Consider the following 17,200-nt stretch of genomic DNA (forward strand, 5'->3'; position numbering starts at 1 on the left):
TCCGCCTACGTCCCCTGCCACGCGTTGCTATTTCAGAAAATCTTCGCGAATTGGGTTGAAACTATCGACCAACCGCGCTGTCGGAGTCAACAACTGAATGGTGTGCTTCTTCCCTGAAGGAACACCGAACATATCACCGGCTTTTAGTTTTACAGGCTCTTCATCTTCACAAAAAAACAAGACTTCACCCGCTGCAATATAAGAGGTCTGTTCGTGCGGGTGACTATGCGGTGGCTCTGGTTCTTCCCAGGGACCATCCGTAAAGTCAATCAGTACGGTCATCAGATTTTTAGTGTGAATAATTTTACGCTCTAAACCTTCTCTAACGGTGAAATAGGGAGTTTGATCAAAAATAAGACTTGCCATATTCATTCAGATTAAAAATAAAAAAGGGAAACTAAAACTAGTTTCCCTCTCAAAATATATTATTTCAGACTACTCTACAGCTGAGCTCTTACGAGACGAGTAATTGATGTGCAAAGCCGAAGCTCTACGCAACTCTTGTTTGATATCAGTAACGATACCCATTTTTGTAAACTCGTCTACTTTCAGAGATGTAATCATCATAGGGACCTCTGCTTCATCACGCGCTTCGCGCTCTGCAGTGATATAATCAATTATATCAGACGCTTGAGCGAATTGATCGTTAAGCTGAATACGAGGTTCAGATCCGAATATTCCTTGGTATTGCTTTATAGGTGTTCCCACGTAAATATAGCTTACCAATGATTTCTTTTCCAATTTAGAGAGTTCTGTTGCTTCAGGAATATGAACCTGAACCATCAGAGTTACCTCCCTCATAGTTGTACTAACCATGAAGAAGAACAGCAACATGAATACAATATCAGGCAATGAAGCCGTTGAAATTGGAGGTAATTCATTAGAATCGTTTTTTCTAAACTTTGACATTTCTATCGTCCTCCCACTTTTTTAGGTTCAGCTTCAGAGATCTTAGACGGATAAATTTCTTTGATCGCGTCTTGTTGATCACTCTCGAGTCTATCAAAACTCTTACCGAATTTTTGATTTGCAGTTTCTTCTCTCAATTCATTGATGGCAGCAACCAACTCGTTTTGTACAGCGATATAGGTTCCATAAGAGGTACCTACGTCATTTCTAAGTGATATAACACCTTTAGTAATTCCAACTTCACCGAAATAAGGCACTTGTTTCATTGTCTTTTCAGGCAAATTCTCAGAATTATTCGGGTTAGCCATAAATTCCTTGGCTTTATCACGAAGATCTTTGACATCCGTCCAGTCACCTTCAACCAATAACTGGTCTTGTGCGTTAACCAAAACAACAAATACGTTACGTTCCTTAATCGGAGGTGTATCATCGTCGATTTGATCTTCTGGTGGCATTGGAGGAAGTCTGCGTTCCAAACCGCTGTCAACATCCATCGTGGTCGTTACCAGGAAAAAGATGAGCAACATGAAGGCGATATCCGCCAAAGATGATGCTGGTATTTCGGGAACTTTTCTTGCCATAATTAAACTTTTCCTGAGTTAAAATCCACGATAAATTATTTAAAAATACGAGATACTGCTGAAACGGCAATTGCAACAATTGCCAGGAACAACAGAATGTAGGTTGCATACAAGGTAGTACCAATCCATTTCGAAATGGTTGTTGTTAAGCTACCATCAGCTACGTATTTATCAACGCCATAAAATTCAGGGATTGAACCAGAGGCAATGACATAAGCCAAGCCAAGCACAACGCCTGCAAATACTAAGGCGACTAAACCCTTTTTAGCAGCAGCTTTATCAGTAAATGTATGAATTAATGCAAATACAACTGCAACGATAGTACCAGCTCCGAGCAACAAATAAGACCATGTCAAATTTGTGTTAATCCATGCACCCATGGTAGAGTCAGCTTTATCGTCGCTAAGATTCATCATCAAAGACACAACCAAAATAGCTGAAACTGCCAAAAGTACCCACAATAAAATGCTTAATACTTTTTCAGACTTCATAGTTTCGATTATTTTTTAAGGTTGTGTTTTACCAAGATATCAATCAAAGAGATAGAAGCATCTTCCATACTATTAATGATTGAATCGATTTTTGCAAGACAATAGTTATAGAAGATCTGCAGAATCATCGCAACAACAAGACCAGATACTGTTGTAATCAATGCCACTTTAATACCACCAGCAACCAACGCAGGGCTAATGTCACCAGCTACTTCAATCGCGTCGAAAGCGTCGATCATACCGATTACTGTACCCATGAAACCTAACATAGGAGCCAAAGCGATAAACAGTGCTAACCAGCTTAAACCTTTTTCAAGCAAACCTGCTTGTACACCACCGTAAGCAACGACAGTTTTTTCAACTACATCAATACCTTCTCCCGAACGGTCCAAACCTTGGTAGAAAATACCTGCAACCGGTCCACGAGTATTGCGGCAAACTTCTTTTGCTGCTTCAATACCACCTGTAGCCAATGCATCTTCAACTTTCAATAAAAGTTTCTTGTTATTACTTGTTGCAAGGTTCAAGTAAATAACTCTTTCCAACGCCATTGCAAGACCCAAAATCAAACAGATTAATACGAATGCCATGAATCCGGCACCCCCTTCGATAAACTTTTGTTTCAACTGGCTGTGTAAAGTTTGACCTTCTTCAGCAGCTGCAGCAGCCTCTTCTTCAGCATCAGCTGTATTAACTGCCGGTGCAGTTTCCTGTGCAGCTGCAACTTCAGTCGAGTCAGCTTCGGTTTGATCCTGAGCTACGGCATTGTTCGACGCTCCAATATAAAGCATCCCAAATACTGCTATAAACGCAAATAGTTTTTTCATCATTGGTTTCAATTTTAATTAGTAAATCTCCTTAATTTTTATTTTATACTATTTGATTGATATTCTGTCAGAATTGGAGAACTCCCCACCCTTTCCAAAACATTTCTAAAATCTTTCAAGCTATTTTACAAAGAACAAAACGGCGGAGAGAGAGGGATTCGAACCCTCGGTACCCTTTTGAGGTACACACGCTTTCCAGGCGTGCCAGTTCAGCCACTCCTGCACCTCTCCAAGATCCGGCTCCTGTAAATTCGGGCTGCAAATTACAAAAAAATCGGGAAAAAAAAATAACTACTCACTTATTTCACCGCTCATGCTTTTATTCATATAAAGCTTTATATCATCCTCGCTTAAACCCTGTCCAAGCAAAAACATTAATTTGGTCACGGCGGCTTCTGTAGTCATATCTTTTCCGCTGATAACTCCTGAATTCAGAAGTTCTTTACTCGTTTGATAATGTCCCATCTTGACAGCCCCCCCTTCACACTGTGTTACAGTGACAATAAGGATTCGCAAACGAGCTGCCTTCTTGATCAACCTAGTGAACCAAGGTGCAGTTGGGACATTGCCTGCTCCATAAGCTTCCAATACAATTCCCCGTAGGCCGGGTATATTGATGACGCTCTCAAAAACAGCTTTACTAATTCCAGGAAAAATTTTTAAAACCACCACATTTTCATCAAATGCGGAATTTACATTTAAAATTCCTTTTTTTCCGGAGTAGAAAATATTCTCGTAAAAATACTTGATATCAACACCAGCTTTAGCCAACAACGGATAATTTGTTGAATTAAATGCGCTGAAGTGATCGGCATGGCGTTTCTTGGTCCGGTTGCCACGCATCAATTTAAAATCGAAATAAATACTCACTTCCGGTACAACGGGCATTCCGTTTTGCTTGGCAGCAGCAATTTCGATTGAAGTAATCAGGTTTTCTTTACCATCGGTTCTCAAAATACCAATCGGCAACTGTGATCCGGTTAAAACAACAGGTTTATCCAGGTTTTCGAGCATATAGCTCAAGGCTGATGCGGTATAAGCCATGGTATCAGTTCCATGCAAAACAACAAATCCATCAAAACGACTGTAATTCGCATGAATGATTTTTGCCAGCTTGGTCCACTTTTTAGGTGTCATATCAGAGGAGTCGATCGGCGGATTAAATGTAAGCGATTCCAAATGATATCCCAAGCGGTTCAATTCCGGAACTTCATCCAGAATTTGATCAAACTTCACAGGGTTTAAAGCACCTCCTTCTTTTTGTACCATACCAATAGTCCCACCGGTATAAATAATTAAGATCGAAGGTACTTGCTTGTTCATAGGGCTAATGAGCATCAAGTATAATTTTCAAATTCGAAACAGACTTTCTGCGTTTTGGGTTGATTGTTTGGCCAGGTCGTGAACGCTGATGTGGTGTAACTCAGCAACCTTCCGGGCAACATAAATCAAGTAGGAACTTTCATTACGTTTTCCCCGAAAAGGAACAGGAGTCAAATATGGGGCATCTGTTTCTAAAATTATATGAGAAGGGTCAACCTTTTCAATAACTTTATCCATTCCGCTATTTTTAAACGTTACAACGCCATTCACACCTAATTTAAACCCCAGATCAATGACCTGTTGCGCTTGCTCCAAAGAGCCCGAAAAACTATGAAAGACTCCCTGCAGGCCTGGTTCATGCTCTTCCCGCAAAACAGTCATCACTTCATCGAAAGATTCCCGAAAATGAATTACAATAGGCAAGTCATACTTCTTCGCCATTCGTATTTGCCGCCTAAACGCATCGGTCTGTTCTTTCACAAATGTCTTATCCCAATATAAATCGATACCGATTTCGCCAATACCATAAAACTTACTTTTCTGCAGCCAGAACTCGACCAACTGAAGCTCTTCTTCGTAGTCTTCATTAACGGAAGTGGGATGAAGCCCCATCAGCGGGTAGCAAATTTGCGGGTACTGCGCGGTAAGGTCTAAAACCTTCTTAACCGTTGAGCTGTCTATATTTGGAAGTACGATCTTTCGGACTTCATTCTCGTAGGCACGTTGAATGACTTCAGCAATATCATCTGAAAAATCTTCCGTATAAATGTGCGAATGTGTATCGATTAGCATTTAAAAGAATAATTTAATACAAAGAAAAAAGGAAAAACGGAACCCAATGTGTATCGAATATTATCTTATTACTAATTCATAAAAAACCGACTAAAAAGCATTAAACTTTCAAGTCGGTCTTCAAATATTTTGTAACAGAAAAATTAAACCACACCTTGCGCTAACATTGCATCAGCAACTTTCACGAAACCACCAACATTAGCACCTTTAACGTAATTGATCCGGTCGCCATTTCTCCCGTATTTCACACACGTCTCATGAATTTCGCGCATTATAATGTGCAGACGGGCATCCACTTCTTCACGCGTCCAGTTCAAACGCTGGCTGTTTTGTGTCATCTCAAGACCCGAAACTGCAACTCCACCGGCATTCACCGCTTTACCCGGAGCATAATTAATGTGTGCTGCCAGGTAATCAACTGCTTCAGCAGTGCAACCCATATTGGATGCTTCTGCTAAAAGGAAACAACCGTTAGCCACCAGCATTTTGGCATCCTCCAAGGCCACTTCGTTCTGGGTTGCACACGGAATTGCGATGTCTACTTTTTGCTCCCATGGTTTGCGCCCGGCAAAAAACTGTGCACCAAACTCGGCAGCATAAGGCTCGACAATATCGTTATTCGTATCCCTTAATTCGAGCATATAATCAATTTTTTCGCCACTGATTCCTTCAGGATCGTAAATATATCCGTCCGGACCGGAGATGGTCACCACTTTTCCTCCCAACTCGGTTATTTTTGAAATCGCTCCCCAGGCAACATTGCCGAAACCCGAAACAGCAAACGTTTGTCCCGCGATTTCTTTCCCCAGGTAATCGAGCATGTGATGCACGAAATAAACAGCACCAAACCCTGTCGCCTCCGGACGAATCAAACTTCCGCCCCAAGCGAGACCTTTACCTGTCAAAACGCCTGTGAACTCGTTTCTGATTCTTTTATATTGCCCAAAAAGGTAACCGATTTCGCGCCCGCCAACACCAATATCACCGGCAGGAACATCCGTATCCGGTCCAATATGTCGCTGCAACTCAGTCATAAAACTTTGACAAAAACGCATGATCTCATTATCGGACTTTCCTTTTGGACTGAAATCCGAACCTCCTTTTCCACCTCCCATCGGCAAAGTGGTCAAACTATTCTTAAAGGTTTGTTCAAAACCTAAGAACTTCAAGATTGAAAGAGTCACAGTCGGGTGAAAACGCAAACCGCCTTTGTATGGCCCTAAAGCCGAATTAAACTCAATACGGTATCCCCGATTTATTTGAACTTCACCTTTATCATCGACCCACGGCACCCGAAACATAATGACACGCTCAGGCTCTACCATGCGTTCCAGTATTTTTGCTTGTTGATATCTGGGATTTTTCTGGTACACGTCCCAAATAGTTTCTACCACTTCCTGTACTGCCTGATGAAACTCTGTTTCACCGGGTGTTTTCGCCCGAAGGGCTTGCATAAATTCATTCATATCCGTTCCCATCACAATTGAGATTGATTCAAAATGATTGAAAAATTAAAGTAACAAAGGAAAGGATGAAAACGAAACGAAAAACTGATTTTCAAACAAGTTTCAGGAAAACTACGATGTTTAATAGCAACAAAAAAACCGACTTAGAAAGCCGGTCTTCTGTTTCCCCAATTAAACAACCCCTTGGGCAATCATTGCTTGAGCGACTTTTACAAAGCCGCCTATATTCGCCCCATCGACATAGTTTATCCAGCCGTCTCTTTTTTGTCCATGTTTTAAACACATTGCATGTATTGTTCTCATGATTGTGTGCAAGCGGTCGTCGACCTCTTCGCGCGTCCAGTTTAAACGCATGCTGTTTTGAGCCATTTCAAGTCCGGAAACAGCAACCCCACCGGCATTTGCCGCTTTTCCCGGGGCATACAAAATTCTAGCCTTCAAAAAAAGATGAACTGCCTCGGGCGTGCAAGGCATATTCGCACCTTCAGCAACCACCTGGCACCCATTTTTCAAAAGCATCGCTGCATCATCTTCGTGAATTTCATTTTCTGTCGCGCATGGCAAAGCCACGTCGCAAGCAATACGCCATGGTCTTTGTCCCGCATAAAACGGGCATCCGTATTTATCCGCATACGATTTAATTCTGCCGCGTTGCTCGTTCTTCAATTGGAAGATGTACGCCAATTTCTCCGGATCAATTCCATCCGGATCGTGAATAAATCCGCCTGAGTCAGACATTGTCACGACTTTACCGCCCAACTCCAGCACTTTTTGCGCGGCGAATTGCGCTACATTTCCCGAACCGGAAATACAGACAACTTTTCCCTCCAGGCTTTCACCCTTGGTGTTCATCATCTCCTTGGCGAAATAAACGGTTCCATAACCAGTTGCCTCCGGCCGAATCAGGCTACCTCCCCACTCAATCCCCTTGCCGGTCAAAACACCGGTAAATTCATTCCGAACCCGCTTATATTGGCCAAATAAGAAACCGATCTCTCTTCCTCCAACTCCAATATCACCCGCCGGCACATCTGTATTGGGCCCGATATGCCTGAAAAGCTCTGTCATAAAACTTTGACAGAAACGCATCACTTCCATGTCCGACTTATTCTTCGGGTCGAAGTCGGAACCGCCTTTGCCGCCGCCCATTGGCAAACTGGTAAGGCTATTCTTGAAAACCTGCTCAAAAGCCAAAAACTTCATAATACTGAGTGTTACCGTCGGGTGAAACCGCAATCCTCCTTTATAAGGGCCAATAGCCGAATTCATCTCAACCCGAAAACCCCTGTTTACTTGAATATTCCCGCGGTCATCGAGCCACGGAACCCGAAAATGAACAACACGCTCGGGTTCAACCAGGCGCTCCAGAATTTTCATTTTCATGTATTTCGGATGATCCAGCAGATAAGGAGCCAAAGATTCGATAACCTCATGAACTGCCTGATGAAATTCAAGCTGGTGTGGATCACTCGCTCGAACGTAAGCCATAAAATCTTGAATGAAATTTTCAATTGGGTTTTTCATAGCAGCGCTAATTTAGTTTACTATGAAGTTCGGGAATTATTTCTTATCAAAGAAGGTGTTTTTTAGCACATAAATTTGAATATCAAATACTTAACAAACAAACCTCGTCATTTTATCACAAAACACAGCTCAGAATAACTGAATCGTAAGTAAAGCACGGACTAAACTTAATATCTATCAAAAATATTCGCTTATGGGAGTAAAACAGCAATTCAACCTCGCAAAACATTCATTCATCAAAAACCTTGATCGGCTATCCTGTGAGATCGCTTTATTTAACTAAATTTGGAACGAACAATCAGCTAAATCTCTGTTAAAAGAAATGCAACGTCATTACCCTAATTTACTCCAGTCAATTGCGTTGTTCTTGCAATTGATATTAGTGATGGCAATCATCCTTCTGCCCTATGTCATATTCCGATATATCACGAACAACGCAGGTATTCTGTCAAGGTTTGATTCATTTTATTTTTACGGCTCCAAAATTACCGCACAACTATTGATCATTTTCTACGCCTTCAGAAAGATTCGAAAAACAGACTCATTCAGCCTCAAAAAAGAACTAAATGTAAATTTCAGGTCACACTGGCTGTTTGCGATACTGGGAGCCATCGCTTTAATATTCCTTATGGAGCCGCTGGAGCAATTCGTGCCTGCTACCAGCATATTGCAATTACATTTTGCGAATCTGACCAACCAAAAGTTTGGTTCGCTCCTTTTCATTGTCATTCTTTCGCCAATCATGAATGAAACAATTTTCAGAGGCGTAATACTGAGAGGCCTTTTAAAAAACTACAAACCAGTTGTCAGCATCTTACTTGGGTCCTTGATTTTTGCGCTATTTCACGTTTCACTTCTGCAGGCGGTTATCGCATTTGCACTTAGCCTTTTCATTGGTTTTATATACTGGCAAACTCGCTCACTGGCTTTATGCATTCTTTTGCACATCCTAAACAACGGCATTGCCTACACAATCATCATACTTGCCGGCGAAATAAAAAGCACGGCAAGCCTAATAGACAATACCCTTTTATACCTGACTTTTTACCTGGCAGCAGCCATGATATTCTCAACCAGCTTGCTACAAGTATATAAAAAGAACGAACTAAACCTATAACAATAGCACGTCATCGGGATTATTTGTATTTTTGAGGCTGAATTTTAATCAATAAGAAGAATGAAAAAAGCAGAAATCCATACTGTCAAGGGAGTTATGAAGGTTAACTTCTATGAAGAAGATGCTCCGGGAACAGTTGAGAACTTTGTCAAACTTTCGAAAGACGGATTCTACGATGGTTTAACTTTTCACCGCGTAATCCCGAACTTTGTAATCCAGGGAGGATGTCCGGACGGAACTGGTGCCGGTGGCCCGGGATATACGATTAAGTGCGAACTAAGCGGTGAAAACCAATACCATGACCGTGGCGTTTTATCAATGGCTCACGCCGGAAGAAACACTGGTGGCTCACAATTCTTTATTTGCCACAGTCGCCAAAATACAGCGCATCTCGATCGTAAACATACCTGCTTTGGCAAGGTCTACGAAGGCCTTGAGGTAATCGATGCGATCCGACCCGGCGATGTAATTGAAAAAATCATTATCATCGAAGAATAATTCAAAAGCCGGTAACAACCGGCTTTTTTAAGCTCTCACTTTTTTTCTTTTTGTATCATTCAAAAAGTCCAGCCATGTCTCCCAACATCAAAGGCATCGTTTTCTCACTTTCGTCTGTTTTTATGTTTGCCTTAATGGCCATTCTGGTTCGCATGATTCCGCATGTGCCCCCTTACCAATCCAGCTTTGTTCGTTTTACGATTGGCTTGGCCATCATTGGTATTTTAGCCATGTTCAAACTTATTCCGCTAAAATTTCGCGACCGAAAAAACCTGTTTCTCCGAGGCCTGATTGGTGGCATCGCTGTTTACTTATTTTACCTGTCGATCGTAAGGCTTGGGATCGGAAAAGGATCAGCCTATGTTTATTCATACCCGGTTTTTGCCACCTTGCTTTCCATGGTCATGCTGAAAGAAAAAGTTGAAGGAATAAAGTTTATCCCGATCATCTGCTCTATAGGAGGCCTGGTACTACTTTCAACAGGACACGTAAACGGGTCTGCCATCAGTTTTGGGTGGAATGAAATCATCGCTATTAGCGCATCAATCACCACTGCATTGGCCGTTGTCTATGTCAAAAAACTACACAACAGCGATAATTCCTACGCTATTTTCTTCGCCCAAAGCATCATCGGTTTTTGGCTGTTTCTAATTCCCTCGGGCTTAACACAAGGGCAAGGCAACTCGTTCGATTTAACCATTTTGATCATATTGGCATTCGTCGCAACTATAGGCCAATTATTTATGACAGAAGGCTACCGCTATGTGAATGTGGCCACAGGCTCCCTTTTTCAGTCCATGGTTCCTGTCCTTAACCTGCTGGCCGGCTATTATATTTTTCACGAAGAATTTAGCAGTACCGAAACGCTTGGCGCTTTCATTATTATTATCTCCTGCATTTCATTGGTATTTATCAACTACCACAAAGGGCGTCGCAGCCGGATCTTCAAACTCGTGGAATAAGAAACCCAATAAACATTCCTGCTTCCATCCTGTTTTAAATGAAAAACAGATTTTATGGAAGCCCAAGTTGCGTTTTATAAGCAAAAATTACAATACGAAACTGATAGCTGGGACTTGGCAGAAGCCCTAAAAAGCACCAATGACATTGTTGTTATTGACGCCAGGGCAGTCTCAGCCTGGGAGAAAGAACATATTCCCGGATCGACGAACCTGCCACACCGCGAAATCAATAACCAAAGCACTGAAAATCTCGATCGGTCAAAATTATACATTACCTATTGCGACGGAATTGGATGCAATGCATCAACCAAGGCGGCATTTCAGCTTTCAAGACTGGGGTTTAGGGTCAAAGAATTGATCGGAGGTCTGGACTGGTGGAAACGCGATGGCTACGAAACACAAGGAACACTTGCTCAAAGCCGGGAACTCACAAACTGTGGCTGTTAACTGACTTCAGCTATTCCGCAAAACAAACACTCAGGCTGACCGCGGATGAACTAAAAACAGGATTAGAAAAAACATCAGCAAGGCAAACAAAGCCCCTCCTGTAAAAGCAAGAGTGATCCCTCCAAACTGGTAGAAAATTCCAATCAATAACGGCCCTAAAGTCTGACCAATACGAAGAACCATTGAATTTAGCGACATAAAAGCTGCTCTTTCCCTAATAGACGCCAATCCTACCAACATATTCTGCAAGGCCGGAATGAGAATACCGTGCCCCAAACCAAAAATCGCAATTCCGACGATAATCCCCTGCCAGTGGAAGGCTTTACTGAGCAAAACCATCGCCCCCATGTAAAGAAGAGTTGCCAATAGTAATTGACTTTTGGCGCTCAGCAATTTATTAACGCGGGCCATTTGAAAAGAAGTTAAAGCAGTAATCGCCGACATGAGCGACATCGTTCCTCCAATTACCACAGATTCAGCATGCATTCTTGTACCTAACAACAAGGGGAAATAAGTCAGGTACGCGCCGTACAAAATCACGAACAACAAAATATTAGCACCGAACAGCCCCCAAACAATCTTTCGGTTAATCGTGTGCCACACATTCGAAAAATAAGTACTCAAAATCGGCTTATTGGCTGGCTCCGGATTCTGAAGATTCAACAATACAATTATTGCCAGCGGAACTGCCACAATGGGAAGCACAAAAACATATTGCCAGCCAAGGGTCGTCAACAAACCACCCAATGCTGGATACGAGGCCGTACCAATACTTAAAACACTCGCATTATAGCCCATTGCTGCAACACGATCATCTCCGGTAAACAAATCACCGATTAATGTTACGTTAATACTTCCCAACGAACTGGCTCCAATTCCCTGTATTAAGCGCATAAGCAAAAGCCATTGAAAATCGCGAACAAAAAAACAGGCAAAACCTGCCACACCAAACAGAACCAAGGATGGAATAAGAATCACCTTTCGCCCAAGCCGATCAGCTAAGATTCCCGCTAGCGGAGTCAAGAATATTCCGGGCAATGTAAACGCAACAATCAACCAGCCAACCTGTCGCGCAGTGATCTGAAAGTACCTTATTACCTCGGGAAAAGCAGGCGTTATACTGGCTACTCCCATCACAGCAACTAAGGTGACTCCAAAAACAAGCTGCAAATTCTTATTGAGAAGCACTGATTGGGGATTGGCCATGCTTGAATTTTTAAGCAGTTAATTTCAGTCAATTAAGACCTACTATCCCAAAGATAAACACAAAGTTTAGCTTTTAGCGCTATTCAAAAATAAAAACACACCAAGTCAACCAAAGGACAAACGCATCCCAACTAAAAAAACAGGTTGTCGATTTCAAGAAGAAATCAACAACCTGCAATAAGTTCTGTCTCTGTTTATCTTATACGCTTAACACGCTATTCTCGCTTCCAAAACTGTTGGCAGCATATCCGTCTGCCTCAGGCTCGTTATACCAAATTCCACCGCCAACCAAATAGCGGAATTCATACGCTTTACCGGATTCTAATTCCAAAACACAAGTAAATTCTCCTGTTTTCAATTTTTTCATGGGTGTGCCGATCAGGTCCCAGTTATTAAAATCTCCAACAATTGTAACGGCATCTGCACCGGCTGCCATCTCTTTTGAAACACGGAAGGTAACTTTACAAACCGGCTTCGATTTTAACATTTGTTTCTTTAAACTCATACCTATAACAATTTTATTTTATGTAATCCATTGATTTTAAAACCTAAAAATAAAAGACTCAAAAAAATAAACACTCAAAAACGAACAGGCAAATTCAAATTATTTCCAATAAATTAATATTTCTGCATCTGCGTGGAACATTTAGAATGTTATTGTTCAGACTACAGTAAACTTGCGTTTTATCTTTCTTGTGAAAATTCTCAATACAAACCTTAAATTACAAAAAGCTCAAAACACTTCCAATTTTAGTCAGAGTTAACACCGTGAACTCTAAGCAGATTTTCCTATCTTTGCGCCTCAGTTTTTGAGTAGAAATTATTTCCCGTTCAGAATGTCGAACAGAGATAAACTGCAAGAAATCCACTGAAATAAACAACAACAGGTCAGCGACCTTAGAATGCTTAAAATCAACCATTATCATGGAATACAAATTCTGGGAAATTGAGCCCAAATGGCAAGCTTACTGGGAGGAACACAAAACCTTCAAAACCGAAAACGATTTTTCGAAACCGAAATATTACATCCTCGACATGTTCCCTTATCCGTCAGGAGCAGGACTGCATGTGGGACATCCTGAAGGATATACTGCAACCGATATCATCAGTCGTTACAAACGAATGAAAGGGTTTAACGTACTTCATCCAATGGGATGGGATGCTTTTGGCTTGCCAGCCGAACAATATGCCATTCAAACCGGAACACACCCTGCCGTTACGACTCAGAAAAACTGTGACAACTTCCGTCGCCAGATCAAAACACTGGGATTGAGTTACGACTGGGATCGTGAGATCAACACAACCGACCCCAAATATTTCAAGTGGACTCAGTGGATTTTCACCAAACTTTACAACACTTGGTTTGATGCAGAGCAAGGCAAAGGTCGTCCGATTAGCGAGTTGCCGATTCCTGAGGATGTAAAAGCTGAAGGCGACGCAGCGATAAAAGAATACATCAGCAAAAAACGCCTGGCTTACTACGACAATGCACAAGTTTGGTGGTGTGCCAGCTGTAAAACAGTTTGTGCCAATGAGGAAGTTCTGACGGACGGCTCGCACGAAAAATGCGGGCATCAGGTGAAACGCAAAAACCTGAAACAATGGCTGCTGCGCATCCCTCATTATGCCCAACGATTACTGGAAGGACTGGATAATCTGGATTGGCCGGAAGGCGTAAAAGACATGCAGAAAAACTGGATTGGCAAATCAACCGGTGCTGAAGTTGATTTCAAACTGGAAGGTTTAACCGAAAATCTGCGAGTGTACACCACCCGCCCGGATACTCTTTTCGGTGCTACCTACATGGTCATCTCGCCTGAGCACCCCATGATGAGTGAGATTGTCACTGCCGACAACAAAGAAAAAGTTGAAAAGTACATTCAGGCCGCTTCGCTGAAGTCTGATCTGGATCGTACCGAATTAAATAAAGAAAAAACCGGTGTATTTACCGGTCGCCATGCGATTAACCCAATCAACGGCAAACAAATTCCGGTTTGGGTGGCCGATTATGTATTGATGGGTTATGGAACCGGAGCGATCATGGCTGTACCGGCACACGACACCCGCGACTTCGAATTTGCTGTCAAATTCGAAATTCCTGTCAACTGCATTCTTGACCCGAAAGATGCCGACGAAGAAACCCGGGAACTTGTTTTAGCAGGCAAAGCATGCTGGACCGAAGATGGTGCTTACATCAATTCGTCAAGCAGTGAAACCGGAATCGACATCAACGGCCTCAACAAAAAAGAAGGAATTTCAAAAGTCATCGACTGGTTAGAAGCGAAAGGAATTGGAACATCGACCATTAACTTCAAACTGCGCGACTGGCTTTTCAGCCGCCAGCGTTACTGGGGCGAACCTTTCCCTGTTATCCACTGGGAAGATGGTGAAGTAACCGTCGTGGAAGATGAGCTGCCTGTAAGCTTGCCGGATCTGGAAAAATTTGAACCGGGCGAAGGAGGCGAATCACCACTGGCAAATGCCGGCGACTGGCTAACCGTTGTTGACAAAAACGGACGCAAAGGCCGCCGCGAAACCAACACCATGCCACAATGGGCCGGATCGTGCTGGTATTACCTGCGCTACATCGACCCCAAAAACGACGAGCAAATCTTCGATCCTAAAGTAGAAAACTACTGGATGCCGGTCGATTTATATATTGGTGGTGCTGAACATGCTGTACTCCACTTGTTGTACTCCCGCTTTTGGCACAAGGTCCTGTTTGACCTGGGTATCGTTTCAACCGAGGAGCCCTTTCAAAAGCTGTTCAACCAGGGAATGATCCTGGCTTTTGCCTACGAAGCTCAATCAGGTGCTAAAGTCGCATCGGATTTAGTCGAAGAAAAAGACGGTAAATATTTCCACACCCAAACCGGTGAGGAAGTGCGTCAGATTGTAGCCAAAATGTCGAAGTCGCTGAAAAACGTGATCAACCCCGACGATGTTGTGGAAAAGTACGGTGCCGATTCACTTCGTCTGTACGAAATGTTTATGGGACCACTGGACGACACCAAGCCGTGGGCGGAAAACGGAGTCAAAGGAGTGTCCGGATTTTTGGGGCGCGCCTGCCGTTTCTTCGGAAACCTCGATAACATTGTTGAAGGCGAAGAAGACAAAGAAGTACTCAAGCTGCTGCAACAGACCATTATTAAAGTTGGCGACGATATTGAAAACCTGAAATTCAACACAGGTATTTCAGCCTTGATGGTTTTCAATAACCTGGCTATGAAAAAAGGAAAGGTAACCAAAGCAACAGCCGAAATCTTTGCAAAGATACTAGCGCCATATGCACCTCACCTGGCTGAAGAACTTTGGCAGCTGTATGGTAATACCGACACCCTGGCCTATGCAAGCTGGCCGGTAGCCGACACCAGCCTGTTGGTTGAAGACTCGTTCGAATATCCGGTTTCGTTTAATGGTAAAGTGCGTTTCAAACTGGCTATGCCAATGGATGCCCCCAAAGATGAAATTGAGCAATCAGTTCTGGCTCATGAGCTGGCACAAAAATGGCTCGACGGCAAAACACCGAAGAAAGTCATCATCGTACCGAAGAAGATCATTAACGTGGTATTATAATACCATTCAGATATAATATTGAGGAGATCCGTACCGTCGTTGGTGCGGATCTTTTTCATTCCGTCAGTTTCCTGAGCAAGCCGCTGAAAATATAACCATGAAAGGGATACACCATTGCCCAGTATAAACGTCCACCGACCCCCCTGGGCCGAAAAGTCGCCGTTTGCACCAACTCATTACCGTCAACCCGGAACTCCAGCCAAGCCTCGCCGGGTATCTTCATCTCAGCAAACAGCAGTAATCGTCCCTCGGCTTTATTCGCATACAGCACCCGCCAAAAATCAAGGGTGTCGCCCGCCTGAATTCGATCGACACTTGTTCGTCCACGCCGCAAGCCAACGCCCCAGGTCAGTTCATCCATAAAGCCCCGGATCCGCCAGAGCCAATCTCCGAAATACCAACCATTGTCGCCTCCAATGCGCCAGATTCGCTCGATGCAAGCCGGCAAATCCGCGATCCGTCTTCGCCGAATATCGCGGAAACATCCAAACGTTGGCACATTGATAAAATCTGAGATCTGATAATTCAGGCGTCCGCTAATTGTTGAATCTTTCCAGCTTGAGACAATTTCATTCTGTTCAATCTTTTTGAAAGCCTTCACAATCGCTTCTTCGTACGATAGCGGCTCGATGCCCAAAAGATCGACAAGCTCCTGATCGCGGGCAACAACCTCAACCTTCATGCTGTCGACTAAAGCGGTGGCCAGCTTATAGGAGGTAGACGTGACAAAATACAGCCAGTAGGACGAAAACTGCGGCGTCATAACCGGAACCGTTCCGACATAACGTTTAAGGCCCCGAACTTTGGCAAACTCCAGCAACATTTCTTTATAAGTCAGAATTTCCTTCCCGGCAATATCGAAACTGCGATGAAAAGTCGCTTCATTGTTTAACGTCAAGGTTAGGATCTTAATGACATCGCGAATCGCAATGGGCTGGCACCTCGTATTCAGCCACCTTGGAGCGATCATCACCGGGAGCTTTTCTACCAGGTCCCGAATAATCTCGAAGGAGGCACTTCCCGATCCAATAATAATTCCTGCCCGCAGTGTTGTCAACGCGTACGTCCCTTTTTTCAATTCATCTTCTACCGTTTTTCGCGACTGCAAATGCTTCGACAAGGTTTCAGAGTTAACAATGCCGCTCAGGTAGATCACCTGCCTGACCTGTGTTCCGGCGAGAGCATCGCGGAAATTAACAGCCGACAGCTTTTCCAGCGCATCAAAATCGGTCGCACCCGACATCGAATGAATTAAATAGTAAGCAAACTCGATGTCTTCCGGGATATTGCCTAAGGTTTCAGATCGGGTAAAATCATTTTCAATAATTTCGATCTTATCCCGGATTGAATTCGCCGGGCTAAAGCGTCGCTCATCCCTCACCGAACACACGATCTGGTGCCCCTGATCGACCAAAACAGGCAATAAACGTTTCCCGATATATCCGGTGACTCCGGTCAGCAATATTTTCATTGGTTCAGTT

17 protein-coding genes and 1 tRNA gene are annotated in these 17,200 nt (G+C 43.1%); 5 read left to right on the top strand and 13 right to left on the bottom strand.

Annotation, left to right across the window (positions count from 1 at the left end):
* Nucleotides 1–27 precede the first annotated feature (27 nt).
* The 10 genes from GJV22_RS20800 to gdhA (GJV22_RS20845) all read right to left on the bottom strand — a co-directional run bounded on the left by GJV22_RS20800 (nt 28) and on the right by gdhA (GJV22_RS20845) (nt 7,913).
* Entirely contained in the window at nt 28–366 is a 339-nt protein-coding gene (locus tag GJV22_RS20800) for a cupin domain-containing protein (protein WP_163718298.1), read from the bottom strand.
* A 69-nt stretch (nt 367–435) separates the two neighbouring features.
* Nucleotides 436–909: an ExbD/TolR family protein gene (locus tag GJV22_RS20805; RefSeq protein ID WP_163718300.1), complete on the bottom strand. Its 474-nt coding sequence runs from the start codon at nt 907–909 to the stop codon at nt 436–438.
* A gap of 2 nt (nt 910–911) precedes the next feature.
* A complete protein-coding gene (locus tag GJV22_RS20810) occupies nt 912–1,490 on the bottom strand; it encodes a biopolymer transporter ExbD (protein WP_163718302.1) in 579 nt (192 codons plus the stop codon).
* A 35-nt stretch (nt 1,491–1,525) separates the two neighbouring features.
* Nucleotides 1,526–1,981: a hypothetical protein gene (locus GJV22_RS20815; RefSeq protein ID WP_163718304.1), complete on the bottom strand. Its 456-nt coding sequence runs from the start codon at nt 1,979–1,981 to the stop codon at nt 1,526–1,528.
* Between the two features lie 8 nt (nt 1,982–1,989).
* Nucleotides 1,990–2,811, bottom strand: a complete 822-nt coding sequence (locus GJV22_RS20820; protein WP_238480369.1) for a MotA/TolQ/ExbB proton channel family protein — start codon at nt 2,809–2,811, stop codon at nt 1,990–1,992.
* Between the two features lie 140 nt (nt 2,812–2,951).
* A tRNA-Ser gene (locus tag GJV22_RS20825) sits at nt 2,952–3,039 on the bottom strand.
* 60 nt (nt 3,040–3,099) lie between these two features.
* Nucleotides 3,100–4,131 (bottom strand): asparaginase, encoded by a 1,032-nt coding sequence (locus tag GJV22_RS20830; protein WP_163718473.1) that lies wholly within the window; start codon nt 4,129–4,131, stop codon nt 3,100–3,102.
* A gap of 27 nt (nt 4,132–4,158) precedes the next feature.
* Complete coding sequence (locus GJV22_RS20835; RefSeq protein WP_163718306.1) at nt 4,159–4,923, bottom strand: TatD family hydrolase; 765 nt, start codon at nt 4,921–4,923, stop codon at nt 4,159–4,161.
* Between the two features lie 143 nt (nt 4,924–5,066).
* Nucleotides 5,067–6,401 carry an NADP-specific glutamate dehydrogenase gene (gdhA, locus tag GJV22_RS20840; protein WP_163718307.1) on the bottom strand — a complete coding sequence of 445 codons (1,335 nt, stop codon included), beginning with the start codon at nt 6,399–6,401 and terminating at the stop codon, nt 5,067–5,069.
* 159 nt (nt 6,402–6,560) lie between these two features.
* Entirely contained in the window at nt 6,561–7,913 is a 1,353-nt protein-coding gene (gdhA, locus tag GJV22_RS20845) for an NADP-specific glutamate dehydrogenase (protein WP_163718309.1), read from the bottom strand.
* A gap of 322 nt (nt 7,914–8,235) precedes the next feature.
* Here gdhA (GJV22_RS20845) and GJV22_RS20850 point away from each other — a divergent pair, with 322 nt between their 5' ends.
* The 4 genes from GJV22_RS20850 (at nt 8,236) to GJV22_RS20865 (ending at nt 10,937) form a co-directional block, all read left to right on the top strand.
* Nucleotides 8,236–9,030 (top strand): CPBP family intramembrane glutamic endopeptidase, encoded by a 795-nt coding sequence (locus GJV22_RS20850; protein ID WP_163718311.1) that lies wholly within the window; start codon nt 8,236–8,238, stop codon nt 9,028–9,030.
* Nucleotides 9,031–9,090: 60 nt separating this feature from the next.
* Nucleotides 9,091–9,528: a peptidylprolyl isomerase gene (locus GJV22_RS20855; protein WP_163718313.1), complete on the top strand. Its 438-nt coding sequence runs from the start codon at nt 9,091–9,093 to the stop codon at nt 9,526–9,528.
* Between the two features lie 74 nt (nt 9,529–9,602).
* Complete coding sequence (locus tag GJV22_RS20860) at nt 9,603–10,490, top strand: DMT family transporter (protein WP_163718315.1); 888 nt, start codon at nt 9,603–9,605, stop codon at nt 10,488–10,490.
* A gap of 54 nt (nt 10,491–10,544) precedes the next feature.
* The gene (locus GJV22_RS20865; RefSeq protein WP_163718317.1) at nt 10,545–10,937 is read left to right on the top strand and encodes a rhodanese-like domain-containing protein; all 393 of its coding nucleotides are present in this window, start codon (nt 10,545–10,547) and stop codon (nt 10,935–10,937) included.
* 30 nt (nt 10,938–10,967) lie between these two features.
* Here GJV22_RS20865 and GJV22_RS20870 read toward each other — a convergent pair whose 3' ends face one another.
* Nucleotides 10,968–12,143, bottom strand: a complete 1,176-nt coding sequence (locus tag GJV22_RS20870; protein ID WP_163718318.1) for an MFS transporter — start codon at nt 12,141–12,143, stop codon at nt 10,968–10,970.
* Nucleotides 12,144–12,342: 199 nt separating this feature from the next.
* On the bottom strand, nt 12,343–12,648 hold the full coding sequence (locus GJV22_RS20875) for an isoamylase early set domain-containing protein (RefSeq protein WP_163718321.1): 306 nt from the start codon (nt 12,646–12,648) through the stop codon (nt 12,343–12,345).
* Between the two features lie 419 nt (nt 12,649–13,067).
* On the opposite strand from GJV22_RS20875, the gene leuS reads away from it, so the two are divergent.
* The gene (gene leuS / locus GJV22_RS20880) at nt 13,068–15,719 is read left to right on the top strand and encodes a leucine--tRNA ligase (protein ID WP_163718323.1); all 2,652 of its coding nucleotides are present in this window, start codon (nt 13,068–13,070) and stop codon (nt 15,717–15,719) included.
* 55 nt (nt 15,720–15,774) lie between these two features.
* Here leuS and GJV22_RS20885 read toward each other — a convergent pair whose 3' ends face one another.
* Nucleotides 15,775–17,190, bottom strand: a complete 1,416-nt coding sequence (locus tag GJV22_RS20885; protein WP_163718325.1) for an SDR family oxidoreductase — start codon at nt 17,188–17,190, stop codon at nt 15,775–15,777.
* Between the last annotated feature and the right edge of the window lie 10 nt (nt 17,191–17,200).

Source organism: Mangrovibacterium lignilyticum (assembly GCF_010882175.1).
GTDB lineage: Bacteria > Bacteroidota > Bacteroidia > Bacteroidales > Prolixibacteraceae > Mangrovibacterium > Mangrovibacterium lignilyticum.

What these genes read in the sequence shown, in the direction of transcription:
- GJV22_RS20800 (WP_163718298.1), bottom strand. Translation starts at nt 366, where the DNA reads ATGGCAAGTCTTATTTTTGATCAAACTCCCTATTTCACCGTTAGAGAA.
- GJV22_RS20805 (WP_163718300.1), bottom strand. Translation starts at nt 909, where the DNA reads ATGTCAAAGTTTAGAAAAAACGATTCTAATGAATTACCTCCAATTTCA.
- GJV22_RS20810 (WP_163718302.1), bottom strand. Translation starts at nt 1,490, where the DNA reads ATGGCAAGAAAAGTTCCCGAAATACCAGCATCATCTTTGGCGGATATC.
- GJV22_RS20815 (WP_163718304.1), bottom strand. Translation starts at nt 1,981, where the DNA reads ATGAAGTCTGAAAAAGTATTAAGCATTTTATTGTGGGTACTTTTGGCA.
- GJV22_RS20820 (WP_238480369.1), bottom strand. Translation starts at nt 2,811, where the DNA reads ATGATGAAAAAACTATTTGCGTTTATAGCAGTATTTGGGATGCTTTAT.
- GJV22_RS20830 (WP_163718473.1), bottom strand. Translation starts at nt 4,131, where the DNA reads ATGAACAAGCAAGTACCTTCGATCTTAATTATTTATACCGGTGGGACT.
- GJV22_RS20835 (WP_163718306.1), bottom strand. Translation starts at nt 4,923, where the DNA reads ATGCTAATCGATACACATTCGCACATTTATACGGAAGATTTTTCAGAT.
- gdhA (WP_163718307.1), bottom strand. Translation starts at nt 6,401, where the DNA reads ATGGGAACGGATATGAATGAATTTATGCAAGCCCTTCGGGCGAAAACA.
- gdhA (WP_163718309.1), bottom strand. Translation starts at nt 7,913, where the DNA reads ATGAAAAACCCAATTGAAAATTTCATTCAAGATTTTATGGCTTACGTT.
- GJV22_RS20850 (WP_163718311.1), top strand. Translation starts at nt 8,236, where the DNA reads ATGCAACGTCATTACCCTAATTTACTCCAGTCAATTGCGTTGTTCTTG.
- GJV22_RS20855 (WP_163718313.1), top strand. Translation starts at nt 9,091, where the DNA reads ATGAAAAAAGCAGAAATCCATACTGTCAAGGGAGTTATGAAGGTTAAC.
- GJV22_RS20860 (WP_163718315.1), top strand. Translation starts at nt 9,603, where the DNA reads ATGTCTCCCAACATCAAAGGCATCGTTTTCTCACTTTCGTCTGTTTTT.
- GJV22_RS20865 (WP_163718317.1), top strand. Translation starts at nt 10,545, where the DNA reads ATGGAAGCCCAAGTTGCGTTTTATAAGCAAAAATTACAATACGAAACT.
- GJV22_RS20870 (WP_163718318.1), bottom strand. Translation starts at nt 12,143, where the DNA reads ATGGCCAATCCCCAATCAGTGCTTCTCAATAAGAATTTGCAGCTTGTT.
- GJV22_RS20875 (WP_163718321.1), bottom strand. Translation starts at nt 12,648, where the DNA reads ATGAGTTTAAAGAAACAAATGTTAAAATCGAAGCCGGTTTGTAAAGTT.
- leuS (WP_163718323.1), top strand. Translation starts at nt 13,068, where the DNA reads ATGGAATACAAATTCTGGGAAATTGAGCCCAAATGGCAAGCTTACTGG.
- GJV22_RS20885 (WP_163718325.1), bottom strand. Translation starts at nt 17,190, where the DNA reads ATGAAAATATTGCTGACCGGAGTCACCGGATATATCGGGAAACGTTTA.